At 63.6% G+C, this 18321-nt stretch carries 21 protein-coding genes; 14 read left to right on the forward strand and 7 right to left on the reverse strand.

Annotated features, from left to right (window positions below; genetic code table 11):
• The 5 genes from yidD (at nucleotide 1) to NXT3_RS32900 (ending at nucleotide 3605) form a co-directional block, all read left to right on the forward strand.
• Complete coding sequence (yidD, locus tag NXT3_RS07565) at nucleotides 1-372, forward strand: membrane protein insertion efficiency factor YidD (protein ID WP_104839036.1); 372 nt, start codon at nucleotides 1-3, stop codon at nucleotides 370-372.
• 5 nt (nucleotides 373-377) lie between these two features.
• The gene (locus NXT3_RS07570) at nucleotides 378-797 is read left to right on the forward strand and encodes a DUF2267 domain-containing protein (protein WP_234828083.1); all 420 of its coding nucleotides are present in this window, start codon (nucleotides 378-380) and stop codon (nucleotides 795-797) included.
• Nucleotides 798-809: 12 nt separating this feature from the next.
• Nucleotides 810-1349, forward strand: a complete 540-nt coding sequence (locus tag NXT3_RS07575; protein ID WP_104839037.1) for a DUF1697 domain-containing protein — start codon at nucleotides 810-812, stop codon at nucleotides 1347-1349.
• A 112-nt stretch (nucleotides 1350-1461) separates the two neighbouring features.
• Nucleotides 1462-3447, forward strand: a complete 1986-nt coding sequence (gene thrS, locus NXT3_RS07580; RefSeq protein WP_104839038.1) for a threonine--tRNA ligase — start codon at nucleotides 1462-1464, stop codon at nucleotides 3445-3447.
• 29 nt (nucleotides 3448-3476) lie between these two features.
• A complete protein-coding gene (locus tag NXT3_RS32900; RefSeq protein WP_272939859.1) occupies nucleotides 3477-3605 on the forward strand; it encodes a hypothetical protein in 129 nt (42 codons plus the stop codon).
• 50 nt (nucleotides 3606-3655) lie between these two features.
• Here NXT3_RS32900 and NXT3_RS07585 read toward each other — a convergent pair whose 3' ends face one another.
• Nucleotides 3656-4657 (reverse strand): RgsD C-terminal domain-containing protein, encoded by a 1002-nt coding sequence (locus tag NXT3_RS07585; protein WP_037423185.1) that lies wholly within the window; start codon nucleotides 4655-4657, stop codon nucleotides 3656-3658.
• Between the two features lie 100 nt (nucleotides 4658-4757).
• Between NXT3_RS07585 and NXT3_RS07590 the strand changes: the two genes are divergently transcribed.
• The gene (locus tag NXT3_RS07590; RefSeq protein WP_104839039.1) at nucleotides 4758-5342 is read left to right on the forward strand and encodes a nitroreductase family protein; all 585 of its coding nucleotides are present in this window, start codon (nucleotides 4758-4760) and stop codon (nucleotides 5340-5342) included.
• Nucleotides 5342-5944, forward strand: a complete 603-nt coding sequence (locus tag NXT3_RS07595) for a flavin reductase family protein (protein ID WP_037423180.1) — start codon at nucleotides 5342-5344, stop codon at nucleotides 5942-5944. The genes NXT3_RS07590 and NXT3_RS07595 overlap by 1 nt, the downstream gene beginning before the upstream one ends.
• On the opposite strand, the gene NXT3_RS07600 is transcribed toward NXT3_RS07595, so the two are convergent.
• Nucleotides 5941-6654 (reverse strand): aldolase/citrate lyase/malate synthase family protein, encoded by a 714-nt coding sequence (locus tag NXT3_RS07600; RefSeq protein ID WP_037423177.1) that lies wholly within the window; start codon nucleotides 6652-6654, stop codon nucleotides 5941-5943. The two genes, NXT3_RS07595 and NXT3_RS07600, sit on opposite strands and share 4 nt — an antisense overlap.
• A 72-nt stretch (nucleotides 6655-6726) precedes the next feature.
• Between NXT3_RS07600 and NXT3_RS07605 the strand changes: the two genes are divergently transcribed.
• Nucleotides 6727-7848: a DUF2336 domain-containing protein gene (locus NXT3_RS07605; RefSeq protein ID WP_104839040.1), complete on the forward strand. Its 1122-nt coding sequence runs from the start codon at nucleotides 6727-6729 to the stop codon at nucleotides 7846-7848.
• An 8-nt stretch (nucleotides 7849-7856) separates the two neighbouring features.
• Here the strand turns inward: NXT3_RS07605 and NXT3_RS07610 are convergent, their stop codons facing one another.
• Nucleotides 7857-8285, reverse strand: coding sequence for a hypothetical protein (locus NXT3_RS07610; protein WP_037423173.1), 429 nt, complete (start codon nucleotides 8283-8285; stop codon nucleotides 7857-7859).
• Between the two features lie 223 nt (nucleotides 8286-8508).
• On the opposite strand from NXT3_RS07610, the gene NXT3_RS07615 reads away from it, so the two are divergent.
• The gene (locus NXT3_RS07615; RefSeq protein ID WP_104839041.1) at nucleotides 8509-8982 is read left to right on the forward strand and encodes a GNAT family N-acetyltransferase; all 474 of its coding nucleotides are present in this window, start codon (nucleotides 8509-8511) and stop codon (nucleotides 8980-8982) included.
• A gap of 145 nt (nucleotides 8983-9127) precedes the next feature.
• Here NXT3_RS07615 and parE read toward each other — a convergent pair whose 3' ends face one another.
• Nucleotides 9128-11191: a DNA topoisomerase IV subunit B gene (parE, locus tag NXT3_RS07620; RefSeq protein ID WP_037423167.1), complete on the reverse strand. Its 2064-nt coding sequence runs from the start codon at nucleotides 11189-11191 to the stop codon at nucleotides 9128-9130.
• 198 nt (nucleotides 11192-11389) lie between these two features.
• On the opposite strand from parE, the gene NXT3_RS07625 reads away from it, so the two are divergent.
• Nucleotides 11390-12310 (forward strand): alpha/beta hydrolase, encoded by a 921-nt coding sequence (locus tag NXT3_RS07625; protein ID WP_097526859.1) that lies wholly within the window; start codon nucleotides 11390-11392, stop codon nucleotides 12308-12310.
• A 33-nt stretch (nucleotides 12311-12343) separates the two neighbouring features.
• Complete coding sequence (locus NXT3_RS07630; RefSeq protein ID WP_097526858.1) at nucleotides 12344-13660, forward strand: FAD-binding oxidoreductase; 1317 nt, start codon at nucleotides 12344-12346, stop codon at nucleotides 13658-13660.
• Nucleotides 13661-13666: 6 nt separating this feature from the next.
• Here NXT3_RS07630 and NXT3_RS07635 read toward each other — a convergent pair whose 3' ends face one another.
• Entirely contained in the window at nucleotides 13667-14251 is a 585-nt protein-coding gene (locus NXT3_RS07635) for a YceI family protein (protein WP_037423164.1), read from the reverse strand.
• Complete coding sequence (locus tag NXT3_RS07640) at nucleotides 14248-14874, reverse strand: cytochrome b (protein ID WP_104839042.1); 627 nt, start codon at nucleotides 14872-14874, stop codon at nucleotides 14248-14250. Before NXT3_RS07640 ends, NXT3_RS07635 begins: the two co-directional genes overlap by 4 nt.
• A gap of 214 nt (nucleotides 14875-15088) precedes the next feature.
• Here NXT3_RS07640 and tpiA point away from each other — a divergent pair, with 214 nt between their 5' ends.
• Nucleotides 15089-15859 carry a triose-phosphate isomerase gene (gene tpiA / locus NXT3_RS07645; RefSeq protein ID WP_104839043.1) on the forward strand — a complete coding sequence of 257 codons (771 nt, stop codon included), beginning with the start codon at nucleotides 15089-15091 and terminating at the stop codon, nucleotides 15857-15859.
• Between the two features lie 133 nt (nucleotides 15860-15992).
• A complete protein-coding gene (gene secG / locus NXT3_RS07650; protein WP_104839044.1) occupies nucleotides 15993-16466 on the forward strand; it encodes a preprotein translocase subunit SecG in 474 nt (157 codons plus the stop codon).
• Between the two features lie 9 nt (nucleotides 16467-16475).
• Here secG and NXT3_RS31920 read toward each other — a convergent pair whose 3' ends face one another.
• Entirely contained in the window at nucleotides 16476-16634 is a 159-nt protein-coding gene (locus tag NXT3_RS31920) for a hypothetical protein (RefSeq protein ID WP_162109152.1), read from the reverse strand.
• On the opposite strand from NXT3_RS31920, the gene NXT3_RS07655 reads away from it, so the two are divergent.
• Complete coding sequence (locus NXT3_RS07655) at nucleotides 16606-18243, forward strand: CTP synthase (protein WP_162109154.1); 1638 nt, start codon at nucleotides 16606-16608, stop codon at nucleotides 18241-18243. The genes NXT3_RS31920 and NXT3_RS07655 overlap by 29 nt on opposite strands.
• Nucleotides 18244-18321: the final 78 nt, after the last annotated feature.

The raw sequence follows: 18321 nt of genomic DNA on the forward strand, positions 1-18321 counted from the left end.
ATGTGCGGAAAGCCGCAGTCCTACCGCCTTCTTCGAAGTAGCCGAAGAGTCATCGCCGGCCGCAACTGGTCGGGGCCGATTCGCAAGACTCCTGGCCGTCTCTTCGGCATGGCGGCCATCCGCACCTATCAGCTGACGCTATCGAGCTTCATCGGCAATTCCTGCCGGCATCTGCCCACCTGTTCGGAATATGGCTATGAGGCGATAGCCCGGCACGGTCTCTGGGCCGGCGGCTGGCTGACGCTGTTTCGCGTCCTGCGCTGCGGGCCCGGCGGAACGCACGGCTTCGATCCGGTGCCGGAGAGGCTTGCGCCGCGCCAGCGCTGGTATGCGCCGTGGCGCTTGTGGCAGCGCTGGCGAAAGGATGCGTGATCGCCATGACGATCCCGATGGAGTACCGGCAGGCGTCCGCCGATTTTGATCGCTTCATCCTCGACGCGCGCGACACGGCCGGCCTGCAGACGACCAATCAGGCCTATACGATGGTGCAGGCGGTGCTTCAGGCCTTTCGACGCCGCCTCGACATTTCCGAGGCGCTGCTCTTCGCCAGCGTCCTGCCGCCGGTGCTGCGGGCGATCTTCGTTACGGATTGGGATCTCGAGGAGCCGACCGTGCCTTTCTCCGGTCGGCTCGCGATGACCCGTGAGGTGCAGGCTTTCCGCGGCGATCACAATGTCTCGCCGGATTCGGCCATCGCGGACGTCGCCGCGGCCCTTCGGCGAGACGTTGACGAAGCAAAGCTCGATCGGGTGCTCGCGCGGCTGCCGCAGGGGGCCGTCGATTTCTGGAGGGCGTGATTCGGAGGGGAAATGACAAGCTATGTCGCGCTGCTCCACAGCATCATACTGGGCGGGGGCCGGCGTGTCGTGATGGCGGATCTTCGCCAGATGGCGGAGCGGCTCGGCTATCGCTTGCCGCGCACCCTCGTCGCCACCGGCAATCTCATCTTCGAGGCTCCGGAACAGCCGCTAGCAGAGATCGAATCGGCGCTTGAAAAGGCATTCCTCCAGACGTTCGACCGACACGTGGACATCATCGCGCGTTCGGCCGATGACTGGCTGAGGCTTGCCGCCGGCAATCCGTTCCTTGCGGCGGGCGAGGAGGATCCGGCTCGAGTCCATATTCGCGTCATGCGCTCTCCGCTTCGGCCGGACGCATTCGACGGACTTCGGAGCTATTGTACGAGAGGCGAACGTGTCGCCGTCGTCGGTGGCGATCTCTGGGCGGACTTCAGCGGCAAGGCGAGCGAGTCGAGACTGCTCGGCGCCTCGACGACGAAACGGCTTGGCATCGGCACGTGGCGAAACTGGAACACTGTCAAGGGTTTGCGCAGGATACTTGCCGGTTGACGGGCCGCCGCGCCTTTACTCAACGGCCAAAAACCTTTATCAGGCCCGCGTCAATTCACCGGCCCCGCCGGCAACCATACCACCCGCATTCGTTGGCGGGACTGGATAGGAGATCACGATGTCCGTTTCCCTTACATTTCCTGATGGTTCCGTCCGTGAGTTTGCCGCGGGCACGACCGGCCGCGATGTCGCCGAGTCGATCTCGAAGTCGCTGGCCAAGAAGGCTGTCGCCATCGCTCTCGACGGCGACCTGCGCGACCTTTCCGATAAAGTCGCCGACGGCAAGATCGAGATCGTCACGCGGGAAGACAGGCGCGCGCTCGAACTGATCCGCCACGACGCGGCCCATGTGATGGCCGAGGCCGTGCAGGAATTGTGGCCGGGAACGCAGGTGACGATCGGTCCCGTCATCGACAACGGCTTCTACTACGACTTCGCCAAGAACGAGCCCTTCACGCCCGATGACCTGCCGGTCATCGAGAAGAAGATGAAGGAGATCATCGCACGCAACAATCCCTTCACCAAGGAGGTCTGGTCGCGTGAGAAGGCAAAGGAGGTCTTCGCCGCCAAGGGCGAGAGCTACAAGGTCGAGCTCGTCGACGCGATCCCGGAAGGCCAGGATCTGAAGATCTACTACCAGGGCGACTGGTTCGACCTCTGCCGTGGCCCGCACATGGCCTCGACGGGCCAGATCGGCACGGCCTTCAAGCTGATGAAGGTGGCAGGCGCCTATTGGCGTGGCGACAGCAACAATCCGATGCTGACCCGCATTTACGGCACGGCCTGGCACACGCAGGAGGAACTGGATCAGTACCTGCACGTGCTCGCCGAAGCCGAGAAGCGCGACCATCGCCGCCTCGGCCGCGAGATGGACCTGTTCCATTTCCAGGAAGAAGGACCGGGCGTCGTCTTCTGGCATGGCAAGGGCTGGCGCATATTCCAGAGCCTCGTCGCCTATATGCGCCGCAGGCTCGAGATCGACTACCAGGAAGTCAACGCGCCCCAGGTTCTCGACAAGTCACTCTGGGAGACCTCCGGCCACTGGGGCTGGTACCGCGACAACATGTTCAAGGTGACGGTCGCCGGCGACGAGACGGACGACGATCGGGTCTTCGCGTTGAAGCCGATGAACTGCCCCGGCCATATCCAGATCTTCAAGCATGGTCTGAAGTCTTACCGCGAACTGCCTGTCCGCATGGCCGAATTCGGCGCCGTGCATCGCTACGAGCCGTCCGGCGCGCTGCACGGACTGATGCGTGTGCGCGGCTTCACGCAGGACGACGCGCACATCTTCTGCACCGACGAGCAGATGGCGGCCGAATGCCTGAAGATCAACGATCTGATCCTCTCGGTCTATGAAGACTTCGGCTTCGAGGAGATCGTCGTCAAGCTTTCGACGCGGCCGGACAAGCGCGTCGGCTCCGACGCGCTCTGGGACCGTGCCGAGGCGGTGATGACTGAGGTGCTGAAGACGATCGAGGCGCAATCCGGGGGCCGCATCAAGACCGGCATCTTGCCGGGCGAGGGCGCCTTTTATGGGCCGAAATTCGAATACACGCTGCGGGACGCGATCGGCCGCGAATGGCAGTGCGGAACGACTCAGGTCGACTTCAACCTGCCGGAGCGTTTCGGTGCCTTCTACATCGATAAGGATTCGGAGAAGCGCCAGCCGGTGATGATCCATCGCGCCATCTGCGGTTCGATGGAGCGGTTCCTCGGCATCCTGCTCGAAAACTATGCCGGCCATATGCCGCTGTGGATCTCGCCGCTGCAGGTGGTGGTCGCCACCATCACCTCGGACGCCGACGATTACGGCCGGGAAGTCGCGGCGCGGCTGCGCGAGGCCGGGCTTACCGTCGAAACCGACTTCCGCAACGAGAAGATCAATTACAAGGTACGCGAGCACTCGGTGACGAAGGTTCCGGTGATCGTCGTCTGCGGCAAGCGCGAGGCGGAGGAACGTTCGGTCAACATCCGTCGGCTCGGCTCCCAGGCGCAGACGGCAATGTCTCTGGACGAGGCGGTCGCTGCGCTCTCGAGCGAAGCCATGGCGCCCGACCTCAAGCGCAAGGCCGAACGGAGCGCCCGGGCTGCCTGAGCGCCGATTGAGCGGTGTTTCGAACTGCGGTGGGCACGCGCCTGAAGGCGCGTGCCGCCATCCGAAAGCCGAAGTGCTCCGGCATAAAGTTCGCTCTCGACGACTTCGGCTGCCGCGACATTTCCGACAAACTGCTGGGTGAGACCTCGGCGGCCTGAGCCTTCCCTATCGTGATCGCTTGACGCTGCCTCAGGCCAAGGCGGTGACATCAGTCGAGCGCGTCGGCATTGGCGGTCTCGCCGGGAGCGCTGCTGCCGTCCAGCAGCACTTCCACATCGGTATTCACGCCGGCTTTCACGGCAAAGTCGCGTTGGTAGATCTTGTCCTTGTTGCGCGCCACGGCCGTATAGCTGCCCTCGGCAAGCACGAGCGTCGGAAACGCGCCGACGCTTTCGCTGACGACGTCGCCCGAGGACGTCAGGATCGACCAGGCGGTGTCGGCGATCGCCTCGCCGCCGGGTTCCGAGACGAGCTTCAATGTCAGCTTCGCGGCGCGGTGCTGGATCGTTGCTTCGGTCAGTTTGCCGGCTTCCACCTGGATGTCGGCGCGGATCACCGCATTGACCGCGCCATAGTCGGAGACCACGTGATACGTGCCGGCGCCGAGCCGGACCACCGTGTTCGGCTTCACGTCGGCGACGATAAGGGCGCGTTCGCCATCCTCCTTCACGTCGGATGAGAAGATCGAAAAGCTGAGCTCGTTCGGTGGAATACGCACATCGCTGCCGGAGACGGCGTTCAGCATGACGCCGCCGGCATCCAGCACCAGCACCTGCTTGTCCAATTCGCCTTGCTCGGGCACGCGAATCTTGCGGGTGGCTGCCGCGCGACCGAAGGCGACATTGACGAAATATTCGCCGGGCACGAGATTGAAGGCCGTGGAGCCGCCTTCGGAAGTGGCCAGCAGCGGGAGCTTGCCGTCGCCTCCGGGGATCGGGCTGAAGACCCGCCAACTCAGGCCTGACTCCACCGGCTGGCCGTCGCTCGTCAGCAGGGCCTCGAGTTTCACGTCCTTCAGTTCGCCGTTCTGGGTAGGGTCGCTGACGAGCGGATTGAAACTCGTGAGCTTCGGCATCTTCCGGCTGCCGGAGATCGACGGAAAGCTCTTGAAGGCATCGGTGGCGTCCTGCGCAACCGTCCGCTCCGCAGCAGAACCGGCGAGCATGGTCGCCAAGGCGGTTCTCAGCAAAATACGAGTGCGGATGCGCATGAGGGCAGTTGACTTCCTGACTGGGTGACTCCACTTGAGACGCCGGTATGGCATTTTCGTGGCTGTCGATCCGGCGGCAAGTTAGTGGAATTCGCTCGATATGAAAACCGAAATTAAGCTCGTCGACTATCTCGCCTCGCGCAGGTCCATTCCGGCCTTTCAGATGGGGCGGCCGGGGCCCGGCAAGGCCGAGGTGGAGGAAATGCTGAGGCTCGCCACCCGCGTACCGGACCACGGCAAGCTGGCGCCTTGGCGCTTCATCGTCTATCGCGGCGAGGAGAGGGCGCGGATCAGCGGCGAGTTGAAGAGGATGGCGCTAGCCGCCAAGCCGGATCTCTCTGAAGAGCTGATGAAGGTGGAGGAGACGCGGCTGACCCGCGCCCCGGTGGTGATTGCTGTGGTCAGCAAGGCCGCGCCGCATTTCAAGATCCCCGAATGGGAGCAGATGATGTCGGCCGGCGCCGTGTGCCTCAATCTCTTGATGGCGGCGAACGCGCTCGGCTATGCATCCAACTGGCTGACCGAATGGTACGCCTTTGACGAGAAAGCCTATCCTCTGCTCGGTGTCGCACCCGGCGAAAGGATCGCCGGGTTCATTCACATCGGCACGGCCTTGGTACCGCCGACCGAGCGGCCGCGGCCGGAGCTCGCCGAGATCGTCACCTGGGTCGGGGAAGAGGCCTGATGTTTTACGAAACGGCCACGAACCGGCATGGCTTGCCGCACGACCCCTTCAAGGCGATCGTGTCGCCGAGGCCGATCGGCTGGATCGGTACATGCGCCATGGACGGTTCGCTGAACCTCGCGCCCTATTCCTTCTTCAATGCGATCAGCGACCGGCCGAAGCTCGTGATGTTTTCCTCGAGCGGCTATAAGGATTCCGTGCGCAATATCGAAGCGACCGGCGAGTTCACGGCAAGCTTTGCCAGCCGCAACCTGAGCGAGGCCGTCAACAGGACCTCGTTGGCAGCGCCGCACGGCGAGAGCGAGTTCGAGATCGCCGGATTGACGCCGGTCGAGGGAACGCTCGTCAGGGCGCCCTTCGTCGGTGAGGCCTTTGCGGCGCTCGAGTGCCGGATGACGGAGATGTTCCAGCCGAAGGGTCTCGATGGCGTGGAATCCGACAGCTATGTCGTCATCGGCGCGGTCGTCGGCATTCATATCCGCGACGAGGCCATTCGCGACGGACGCTTCGATGTGACCACGGTCAAGCCGCTCGCACGCCTCGGCTACATGGATTATTGCGATGGCGGCGACGTCTTCGAGATGACGCGGCCGTTTCGCTAGATTTCGTCCGAAGCGCCTGCGTCGGCGAGAAGCTCGAGTTGCTCCAGCGAGCCGGCGGCGACGGCCGAGAAGCCGTTATCGAGACTGTTTGTCCAAAGCCGCCGCACCGCCGCCTTGTCCAGGGCATCGGCGGGCAGCATCTCATAGGCAGCGATGCCGGCCTCGCTGGCCCGCAGCACAGCTGCGGCGCGCCCGGCCCGGATAACGGCCGGCGCATCGCCTGTCCCGGTGACGCGCTGGCAGCGGCATGCTGCCGCGAGCGCCGAGGCGTCGAAGACCAATGCGGAGAGGCGCGGAGAAACGCCCGCCATCGAGTGGGGCGAGAGCACGCTTTCGGCAACCGTGGCATATTCCGCAAGCAGCGCCGTTCGACCCTGGGGTACGCCTGCGATCGCCTCGGCGACCTTCAGCATCACGTCGAGCTTCTGGATATCGGCCGGTCCTCGGCATGCCATCACCACGATGCCGTCGACATCGGGAAGGAGGCTCGCAAGACCCTCCTCGTCGATCGTTTCCGCCGGCCCGGTCCGCGCCAGAAGGAGGCAGGGCGCTTGCCCCCTGTCTGGTCGCCGCAGGCTTGCCGCGCCTTGCAGTGCCCACGCATCGACGACGATCGCTTCAACGGCCTGCAGCAGCTTTTCCGCGGGGAACTGTTCGCCGGCTGCGAGGTACAGAAGAGGTTTCATGGTTTGCGCGCGGTTAACGGACATGGTGAACCAATCTTAAACCTTTGACCGCTAATATTCGGACATTGGGGCTGTCGGGTGTCTAGTGGGGCATAGGTGATCATACAAGCATTTCTTCGCTGGGTGGAAACGGCGAGAACCAGCGACCGCGCACGCGCTGCCAATGCGCTCGGGCGATCCTATGCTCAAGCCGAGATGAACGGCCTCGATCGGCATGCCGCGGAAATGGCGATGACCTTCCTGTTGGACGATCCTTCGCCGAAGGTGCGATTGGCGCTGGTCGAGGCGCTCGCCGATTGCCCATCGGCGCCGCGAGCCATCGTCAGGGCGCTCGCGGAGGATCAGCCCGAAATCGCCTTCGCGGCAATCGCGCGTTCGCCGGTGCTTACCGATGCGGATCTCGTCGATCTTGCCGCGCGCGGCACGGCGGAGACGCGGGCGCTGATCGCGGCGCGTGGGGCGGTGTCTTGTTCCGTTGCTGCGGCGATTGCGGAGATCGGCGACGAGGAGGAGGTTACCATTCTCCTCGAGAATAGCGGCGCCATGCTCCTGCAGGGTTCTCTCAGAAGGATCGCCTGCCGGCTCGGGCATGTTGCAGCGGTACGCGACCGGTTGCTGGCCCGTGCCGACCTGCCGAGCGACGCGCGGCATGCGCTCGCCGAGAAGATCGGTGCGGCACTCGCGGCGTCCGGGTTCGTCCAGGCGGTCATCGGCCCGGCGCGCGTGGCGCGGGTCACGAGAGAGGCATGCGACGCTACGGCGCTCGCGATGACGGCAATCGCGTCGCCGGACGACCTGTCGCAAATGGTTGCCCATTTGCGCGAGACTGGGCGCTTGACCCCAGCCTTTCTGATGAGCGCCCTCTGCAGCGGCGCCACGGACTTCTTCGTCCTGGCCATGGCGGATCTTTCCGGCCTTGCCGAAAAGCGCGTGCGCTCGATCCTTTCTGGGGGGCGCGTCCATTCGATCCGCGCTCTCTTCGAGAGCGCGGGGCTGGGGCGCGACGTCAGCGAAGCCTTCGCGCAAGCCGTCCTCCACTGGCAGGCCCAGACAAGCGAGGGCGCGCCGGCATCGCTTGCCGCTCTCCTTGAACGTCTTCGCCGGAACCCGTGCTCCACATCGGCCTCCGTCGCCGAACTCGTGGAGCGACTGGGCTTTGCCAAGCAACGGCAAGTCGCCCGGGACTATGCCTTGCTTGCCGCGCGGCAGGCGGCCTGATCGGCGTCTCAGTTGCCGAACCGGCGCGCCACCCAGGAATAGCCGTCTTCCATGTAATGCACCGGGGCGCTGACGATCGCCTGCAGCTTTTGGCGATCCGGCACTGCGCCGCTCAGCCATGTCAGGGCGCGCTTCGGCAGGCCCGGCTTTTCCTCTGGCGTCGCCGGGGGCATTGCCGCCTGCTGTGTCGCTGCATCGGTCTGCGGGGCGATCTTGGGAGCAGGTTCGGTGGACGCCGTCATGTCCGATCCCGAGGTTTCGCAAACGGCAACGACGACCGGATAGCTCCTGTTAGAAAACTTCGGCAGTTCCTTTTGCGATTCCGTGTCGCATTGAGCGATCGACGGCCAGCTGCCGTTCACCGTCGAGATGTAGTGGCACTGCGTGACATTGTCATCGCAACCGAGAATGGTCATGACGATCAGGGCGGCTTTCATGTCTTGGGTCCGTTCAGATGCCTGTTGCCCCCTATCTTATGGAGCTTCGATTGTTTCCGAAGTAGGGCAAAATCGCCGCCCCACAAAACAAATTGTTTCGTCCCGTCACCCGGATTGATTGCAGCTCTTCCTGCGCCGTTTGACGTATTGGCGCCGTTCGTCATTGCCGTTAGTTTCGTCGCATCGATCAAACGGATCGATAGGATCCGCGTTGAGGCTTGAAATGACCCCCATCACCATCGCCGAGGAACCACCGCGCCAGCCGGCCATTGTCCGCCTGCTCGAACTCTCCGATGCCTACGCGGCATCGCTTTATCCGGCTGAAAGCAACCATCTGGTCGACGTCTCGATCCTGGAAAAGCCGTCGGTGTCCTTCCTTGTCGCACGATCCAACGGCACGATCGTTGGCTGCTGCGCGCTCGTGGACGCCGGCGACGGGACGGCCGAGATCAAGCGGATGTTCGTCGATCCGGAGGCGAGGGGGCTGAAAGTCGGCAAACGGCTTCTCGCTGCGCTGGAAGCGAAGGCGGAAAAACTGGGCCTCTCAACGATTCGACTGGAGACCGGCATCTACCAGCCGGAGGCGATCGGCCTCTACAGATCATTCGGTTACGTCGAGCGGCCGCCCTTCGGCAGCTATCTGCCCGATCCGCTTAGCCTGTTCATGGAGAAAAGCGTGGGGCAGACGACGACTTGAGCGGGAGCGGCTGTTGCGCCTCATCCCGCTGCCGCGACCCCTCCCCGCAGGCGGGGAGAAGGGGCGATGCCGCGCAGTCTCCTCGCGCGGGGAGAGGGCGAGGGTGAGGGGCATCTATGCATTGCGCCAATGACCGGCAAGCGCCTCAAATATCCAGATTCTCCGCGAACACGGCGCGCTCCTGGATGAAGCGGAAGCGGGCGTCGGCCTTTGTGCCCATCAGGTTGTCGACGGCCTCGCGCGTGCCCTCGAAATCGACGTCGTCGATCTCGACCTTGAGCAGGGTCCGGTTGGCCGGATCCATGGTCGTTTCCTTGAGCTGCGCCGGCAGCATCTCGCCCAAACCCTTGAACCGGCCGATCTCGACCTTGCCGCGGCCGTTGAATTCGGTGCGCATCAGTTCTTCGCGATGCGCGTCGTCGCGGGCATAGAGCGTCTTCGAACCCTGGCTCAAGCGGTAGAGCGGCGGCACCGCGAGATAGAGGTGGCCGCTGCGGATAAGCTCCGGCATCTCCTGATAGAAGAAGGTGATCAGCAGCGAGGCGATGTGGGCGCCGTCGACGTCCGCGTCGGTCATGATGATGACGCGCTCGTAGCGGAGGTCCTCTTCGCGGTACTTCGACCGCGTGCCGCAGCCGAGCGCCTGGACGAGATCGGTGATCTGCTGGTTGGCGCCGAGCTTCTCGCGGCCGGCGCTGGCGACGTTGAGGATCTTGCCGCGCAAGGGCAGGATCGCCTGGTTGGCGCGATTGCGCGCCTGCTTGGCCGAGCCGCCGGCCGAGTCACCCTCGACGATGAAGAGCTCTGCGCCTTCCGCCGTGTTCTGCGCGCAGTCGGCGAGCTTGCCGGGAAGGCGCAGCTTGCGCACCGCGGTCTTGCGGTTGACTTCCTTTTCCTTGCGCCGGCGGACGCGTTCTTCGGCCCGCTCGATGACCCAGTCGAGAAGCTTTGCGGCTTCCGCCGGATTGTCGGCAAGGTAGTGGTCGAAGGGGTCGCGGAGCGCATTTTCGACGATGCGCTGGGCTTCGACGGTCGCCAGCTTGTCCTTCGTCTGCCCAACGAATTCCGGCTCCCGGATGAAGACCGAGAGCATCCCTGCTGCCGAGATCATCACGTCGTCGGTCGTGACGATCGCGGCCCGCTTGTTCTGGGTGAGTTCGGCGTAGTTCTTCAGGCCCTTGGTCAGCGCGATGCGCAGCCCCGCCTCGTGCGTGCCGCCTTCGGGCGTCGGGATCGTGTTGCAGTAGGAGTGGATTTGCTGGTCGCCGCCATACCAGGTAACCGCCCATTCGAGCGAGCCGTGGCCGCCCGCCTTTTCAGACTTGCCGGCAAAGATCTCGCGGGTGACGGTGAATTCCTTGCCGAGCGTCGCCGCGAGATAGTCCTTGAGACCGCCGGGGAAGTGGAACACTGCCCTGTCCGGGGTCTCCGAGCCTTCCGGCAACAGCGATGGGTCGCAGGACCAGCGGATCTCGACGCCGCCGAAGAGATAGGCCTTGGAGCGGGCCATGCGGAAGAGCCGCGCCGGCTCGAAGCGGGCATGCGGGCCGAAAATCTGCGGGTCCGGATGGAAGCGGACCTTGGTGCCCCGGCGATTGTGCACTTCGCCGAGCTCTTCGAGTCCGCCCTGCGGAATGCCGCGGGAGAAGCGCTGCCGGTAGAGTTTGCGGTTGCGCGCCACCTCGACCTCGAGCGAGTCCGACAGCGCATTGACCACCGAAACACCGACGCCATGCAGGCCGCCCGAAGTCTCGTAAGCCTTGCCGTCGAACTTGCCGCCGGCATGCAGCACCGTCATGACCACTTCGAGGGTCGACTTGTTAGGGAATTTCGGGTGGTTTTCGACCGGAATGCCGCGGCCGTTGTCGGTCACCGTCAGGAAGCCTTCTGCATCGAGGTTGACTTCGATGAAGTTGGCGTGGCCGGCGACCGCCTCGTCCATCGAGTTGTCGATCACCTCGGCAAAGAGGTGGTGCAGTGCCTTTTCGTCCGTTCCGCCGATATACATGCCCGGCCGCCGGCGTACCGGTTCCAGCCCCTCGAGGACCTCGATTGCCGAAGCGTCGTAATCGCTGCCATCGCTGCTCTTCGGTGCGGGCCGCGCTACATCGTTGCCGGCGGCAGGCGCCGTCGGCTTGCGCGGCGCGCCGGCATCGGCCGGCTTCGGCTGCAAGGGCATGGCGGAAAAGAGGTCGCTGCTGTCGTCCATGGAGTGGTTAGATCGTTCCTGTCGTCTCTATCGGCAAGGCAATAGCAAGACCGCGTCGCCGTCGCCATCCCCTGGCGTCCGAATCACCGGAATTCTGCCAGAGTCTTGCTGAAAGCGCGAACAAAAGGCGAATTTGCGGATGTGAAGGCCCGACAATGCGGTGAATTGCGGCTTGAGTGTTGCGTCGCGAAGGTGCCGATGGCAAGGCATGAGCCGAACCAGGGAGCCCGTCGGGTGTCTATGTCCACAATTGTTTTCTCCGTCCGGTGCCTGATTGCCGCGCTGCTCCTTTCAAGCGTTGTCCTCGCCGCCGAGGCGAAACCGTTGCAGCCCTACAAGGATGCATTGTTCGGCTATCCCGGAATCCTGCGGGAGGAGGATGGCGGCGATTTCCGCGTTATCGACTACCAGGAGATCAGGGATATCAACGGTCGCGATCAGATTCCGGAGCGGCGCGTCAAGCGGGCCTATTTATCGCTCGGCGTCAAGAGTTCCCAGGCCAACGAGACGCTCGACCTCGACAGCCGTTCTCTCGACGTCACGCGCGTCGGCGGGAATCGTGGGGCAGCCTTCACGGTAATCTTCATTCACGGGCGCGGCGGCGACCGCCGCCTCGGCGCCAACGACTTCTCCTTCGGCGGTAATTTCAACCGGCTGAAAAATCTGGCGGTCAACAATGGCGGTACTTATTATGCGCCAAGCGTGCGCTCCTTCGATGCGGCAGGCGTGGCTGATATTGCGGCGCTGATCCACTTTGCCGCCGAGCGATCCGGCAACCGGCCGGTCGTCTTGGCCTGCGCTTCCATGGGCAGTTTCATCTGCTGGGGCATATCGCGCGATCAGCAGGCGACCGCGGTATTGAGCGGCATGATGGTGATGGGCGGGGTCGCGGACCCAGCGTTTCAGGAGAGTGCCGCCTACAAGGCAAGGCTGCCGATGTTCTTCAGCCATGGCAGCAATGACAGCGTCTATGCCGCCGAGGCGCAGGTTGCGCTATATCGCTCGCTGAAGAGCAAGGACTATCCCGCTCGCTTCGTGCTGTTTGAGACCGGTTCGCATGGGACACCGGTGCGCATGACCGACTGGCGGGATGCGCTGAACTGGATTCTTGAGCGTTAGCCGAATGCTCGCGGTCGTTAATGGAAATTCCGCATGAACAAGGTTGAAAGCTGGCGTTGGCTGCAGGAGCATCCCCAAGGCGCCATCTCGCCGGACGACTACGAGGATCGGCTCGGTACGGGCGCGCCCCTGGCCTATCTGCCCTTCGGCAACGGCCTGAGCTATGGCGATGTCTGCCGTAATGATCGAGGAACGTTGATCGACGGCGCCAGGCACGGCCGCATCCTCGCCTTCGATCCGGGGACCGGGGTGATGACCTGCGAGGCCGGCGCCACGCTGCGCGACATTCTCGTCAAGGTCATACCGCATCGCTTCTTCCTGCCGGTGACACCGGGGTCGGGTCTCGTCACGGTCGGCGGCGCCATCGCCAATGACGTTCATGGCAAAAACCATCATGCCCGCGGCGCCTTCGGCAATCATGTCCGGCGCCTGACGCTGCTGCGCTCGGACGGCGAACGTCTGGTCTGTTCCGCCGAGGAGAACGCCGAGCTCTTTGCCGCCACGATCGGCGGCATGGGCCTGACTGGACTGATCCTCGATGCCGAACTGCGGCTGATGAAAGTGCCTTCGCCGCATGTCCAACAGCACACCATTCGCTTCGAATGTCTCGAGGACTATTTCGCACTGGTGGACCGTGTCGGCGAAGAGCATGAATATTCCGTCGCCTGGATTGATCAAATGGCCGGCGGCCGGCGGACGGGCAGGGGCGTGCTCTGGGCTGCCGATCACGCCGACGCATCCTGCGAATATCCGGACATCCCCAAGGGACCAAAGCCTTCGCTGCCCCTGTCCCCGCCGTTCAATCCGCTGAATTCCCTGACGGTGAAGGCCCTTAACGAATATCGCTTTCGCAGCGAAGCGCCCGGTGAAATGGTCTCGACGGTAAAATGGACGTCCTATTTCCATCCGCTTGACCGGCTCGGTGCCTGGCACCGGCTCTACGGGCCGCTGGGTCCTTGTCGGCACCAAAGCGTCTATCCGGCCGAGAATGCCGAGGAGACGACGCTTCGCCTCTTGAAGACCGCGCGCGAACACGGCCACGCCTCCTTCCTGACTGCGGTGCACCGTTTCGGGGACGCCGAAGGGCGAGGCTTGCTTTCCTTTCCTCGGCCGGGTTTCGCACTGACCTTGGACTTCGCCTATCAAGGCGAAGCGACCGTAAAACTGTTCGACGCTTTGGACCGCATTGCCGTCGAAGTCGGCGGGGCGGTGAATCCGAGCGCGGATTTCCGCATGAGCCCCGCGGTTTTCGAGGCCTCCTTCCCGTCCTGGCAAAAACTCGAAGCGCTGCGAGATCCGGCTATCGTTTCGGATTTCTGGAGGCGCACGGCGCTTGCTTTCAAGGGCTGACGACGGTCAACGCCTCACTCCCTTAATGTTCATGTCGAACTCGACCACGTTGGAATAAATGGGGGTGCCGACGTCCATGCCGTAGGGTGAGCGGCGGATGCTGCCGCGGATGGTGAAGGAAATCGAGCGCTTGTCCCAGTCGATCAGGGTGACGGCGAAGCGTTCCTTGCGCGTCTTGCCACGCGCCGTCAGTGCACCCTCTACCGTCGCGCTACCGGGGCCGGTCTGGGTGACGTTTGTGGAGCGGAAGGTCACGGTCTGAAAATTGGCCGTGTCGAAGACCGCGCTCGACCGCAGGAAATTCTCGATGCGGCGCTCCCTGGCCCTGACGCTCTCCGGAAAGAGCGTGAACTCGACCGACGAACGCGAGACGTTGCCGCCATCTATCCGAAACTTGCCGGAGAACTTTGCGAAGTTGCCGGCGATTCCGCCGCCGCCCGTCTGCCCGATGCTGAAATGGATGCGCGAGGAGTTGGAGATGCTGTAGCTTCCGGCCGCATCCGCGAGCGACGGCGCCTGTGCGTTGGCCGGTAGAGCAGCAGCGATCAACGCGAAGGCTGCAGTCAGGGCGAGATGGCGATGAGCGCTCATGGATCATTCCTCCCCGCAAGGGGCCTGTTGGTTTCTCCACCCTGGACTGGCCCCGCATCGCTCCTGCTGGAGGCGGAGCGCAGCATGCGGATCAACACGTCGTCGCCTCGGACGAACTGATGATAGAGCGCCGCCACAGCGTGGATGGCCACCAAAACGAGCATGACATAGGCGAGCAATGCGTGAGTGCGGGCCCAGAACGCCTCGGCGCTTTCCGAGTGCGGCAGCGGTAGATGCGGTATGACGATGATGTTGAAGTAGAAGCTCGGCATGTTCAGTGTCGAGGCGGAGGCGACGGCCCAGCCGGCCAGCGGCACGATGACCCCAAGGAGGATCAGTATCCTGTGCGTTTGGCGCGCCGCGGCATATTCAAACGGATGGAGGCCCGGAACGGGCTGCGGGGTCCGCTCTGCCAGCCACCAGAGGGCTCTCAAGAGCGCGAGCCCCAAGGCAGTGAAGCCGAGCGACTTGTGCCATTGGTAAAGCGAGAACTGCAGCGCCGGATCGAGCTCGATTCGCCGCATGGCGAAGCCGACGAACATCAGGCCGAGGATGAGCAGCGCGATCGTCCAGTGCAGCACGATCGTTACCGTTCCGAAGCCGTTCTCGCGGTTGCGCAGCATTGGGTGACTTGACCAGCTGTCTGCCGTTGACGTGAGACGCCCCAAGGCTTCGTTTTATTCGAAATGCTCCAGTCCAAAGTTCGCTCCGGGATCGTTCATACGCGCAGCACCTATTGGCCGGATGGCGCCGGAATCTGCGGCGAGGTGCTTTCATTTGCCTAACCGATTTGCTAGGCCGCTTGCCCGAGAGGCTTTGATCCCGGAGGAAGAACTGATGACGCCTGACATTCGCCCGCTCGTTGCCGGCAACTGGAAGATGAATGGTACGCGTGCATCGCTGGACCAGATCAAGGCTATGGCCGAGGGCGTCAAGGGCGAGCTTTCCGCCAGGGTCGAGACGTTGATCTGCCCGCCGGCGACGCTGCTTTACGTTGCGACTGCGCTTTGCGACGACAGCCCGCTGATGATCGGCGCGCAGAACTGCCACCAGAAGCAATCGGGCGCCCACACCGGCGATGTTTCTGCCGAGATGATCGCCGACTGCTTCGGCACCCATGTGATCGTCGGTCATTCCGAACGCCGCACCGATCACGCCGAAACCGACGCAGTGGTAAGGGCGAAGACCGAAGCCGCGCATGCGGCGGGCCTCGTCGCCATCGTCTGCATTGGCGAGACGGGAGAGGAACGCAAAGGCGGCAAGACGCTCGACGTCCTGAAGCGCCAGCTCGCCGGCAGCCTGCCGAATGGCGCGACGGCGGAGAGCACGGTGATCGCCTATGAGCCGGTCTGGGCGATCGGCACCGGTTTGACGCCGACCGTCGGAGACGTGGAAGAGGCGCATGCCTTCATGCGTGCCGAGCTTGTCTCCCGCTTCGGTTCCGAGGGCGGCAAAATGCGCATCCTCTATGGCGGCTCCGTCAAGCCTTCCAATGCCAAGGAATTGATGGGCGTCGCCAATGTCGACGGTGCGCTGATCGGCGGCGCCAGCTTGAAAGCGGAAGACTTCCTCGCCATCTACGGGGCCTATGAAGAATTGACTGCCTGACCGCCGCGTACGGCGGGCAGGGGCTTGGAATAGCCGGCGGCTTGGTATAAAGAGGCGCGAAATTTGGCGCGGCCCCTGATGTGGCCGCGATCGTTCGATTCGAATGCCCCGAAGAGGGCAGGACTGGAAGCTGATGCAGACCGTACTCCTCGTCGTTTATCTCATGGTCGTCGTCGCCCTGATCGGCGTCGTCCTCATTCAGCGCTCCGAAGGTGGCGGTCTCGGCATAGGCGGCGGTTCGGGCTTCATGTCCGCCCGCGGCACGGCCAATGCGCTGACCCGCACGACTGCGGTCCTCGCCTTCCTGTTCTTCGCTCTGGCGCTGGCGATGGGCATCCTGGCGCGCTACGAGCCGCAGGCGACCGATATTCTCGAGCGTATTCCGGGCACGAGCTCGAGCGGCGGCGTGCTGGATTCGCTCGGCGGCGGCCAGACGGCGCCAGCCGGCGGCAACACTGGGGCTCCGGCGAACGGCAATGGCGCCAACAACGCGGTTCCGGCAGAAGGCGCGGCCCGGCCCGCCACTCCGGCTGCTCAGCCGGCCGCCCCGGCTCCGGCCCCCGGCGCCAACGGCAATACCGGATCGCAAGTTCCGAGCGGCCAGTAAGGCCGAAGTTCAGAAGAACCCGCCGGCGGATGTTTCATCCGCCGGTTTTGTTTTGTGTGAAATCTGCCGCACCGAGAAACGGAAAAATTCGGGAAGACGAATTTTTTCGGTGGCGGAATCGTTTGTGAAAAGGTATCCGGTGACTCCCATGGCGCGATATGTATTCATCACTGGCGGCGTGGTCTCCTCCCTCGGAAAAGGCATCGCTGCGGCCGCTCTCGGAGCGCTGCTGCAGGCGCGTGGCTACCGCGTGAGGCTGCGCAAGCTCGACCCGTATCTCAATGTCGATCCCGGCACGATGAGCCCGACGCAGCATGGCGAGGTGTTCGTCACCGACGATGGGGCCGAAACCGACCTCGATCTCGGCCACTACGAGCGTTTCACCGGCCGCTCGGCGACGAAGACCGACAACATTACCACGGGCCGGATCTATAAGAACATCATCGACAAGGAACGGCGCGGCGACTATCTCGGGGCGACGGTTCAGGTGATCCCGCACGTCACCAACGAGATCAAGAACTTCGTCACCGAAGGCAACGAAGACTACGACTTTGTCATCTGCGAAATCGGCGGCACCGTCGGCGACATCGAGGCAATGCCCTTCATGGAGGCGATCCGCCAGCTCGGCAACGACCTGCCGCGCGGCACCGCCGTCTATGTCCACCTGACGCTGATGCCCTATATTCCGGCGGCGGGCGAGCTCAAGACCAAGCCGACCCAGCACTCGGTCAAGGAGTTGCAGGCGCTCGGTATCCACCCCGACATTCTGCTCGTTCGCGCCGATCGGGAGATCCCGGAAGCGGAGCGCCGCAAGCTGTCGCTCTTCTGCAATGTGCGGCAATCGGCAGTCATCCAGGCGCTCGACGTGGCGTCGATCTACGACGTGCCGATCGCCTATCATAAGGAAGGCCTCGACAACGAAGTGCTCGCCGCCTTCGGCATCGAGCCGGCGCCGAAGCCGCGCATGGAAGCCTGGGAGAATGTGGCGCACCGGATCCGCACGCCGGAAGGCGAAGTGACGATCGCGATCGTCGGCAAATATACCGGCCTTAAGGATGCCTATAAGTCGCTGATCGAGGCGCTCTATCACGGCGGCATCGCCAATCGCGTCAAGGTCAAGCTCGAATGGATCGAGTCCGAGGTCTTCGAGAAGGAGGATCCGGCGCCCTATCTCGAGAAGGTCCACGGCATTCTGGTTCCCGGCGGCTTCGGCGAACGCGGTTCGGAGGGCAAGATCAACGCGGCGCGCTTTGCCCGCGAACGTAAGGTGCCCTATTTCGGCATCTGCTTCGGCATGCAGATGGCCGTGGTCGAGGCCGCCCGCAATCTCGCCGGCATCGACAAGGCATCCTCGACCGAATTCGGCCCCACCAAGGAGCCAGTCGTCGGTCTGATGACCGAATGGGTGAAGGGCAACGCGCTCGAGAAGCGCTCGGCCTCCGGCGATCTCGGCGGCACCATGCGCCTCGGTGCCTACCGTGCAGCCCTCAAGCCCGATACGAAGATCGCCGGGATCTATGGATCTCCGGATATCTCCGAGCGCCATCGCCATCGCTACGAGGTCAATGTCGACTACAAGGAGCGACTGGAATCCTGCGGCCTCGTGTTCTCCGGCATGTCACCGGACGGCGTGCTGCCGGAGACGGTAGAATATCCGGATCATCCCTGGTTCATCGGCGTTCAGTACCATCCGGAGCTGAAGTCCCGGCCACTTGATCCGCATCCTCTGTTTGCGAGCTTCATCGAGGCAGCGCTCGAACAGTCGCGGCTAGTGTAGCCTTCACCCCGCATGTCCCGATTTCGCGGCCGGTCCCCAAGGCCGGCCGTGCGCCTATTGGCGCCTCGCATGCTTGCG

The sequence above is a fragment of the Sinorhizobium fredii genome, from assembly GCF_002944405.1.
GTDB classification, from domain to species: domain Bacteria; phylum Pseudomonadota; class Alphaproteobacteria; order Rhizobiales; family Rhizobiaceae; genus Sinorhizobium; species Sinorhizobium fredii_C.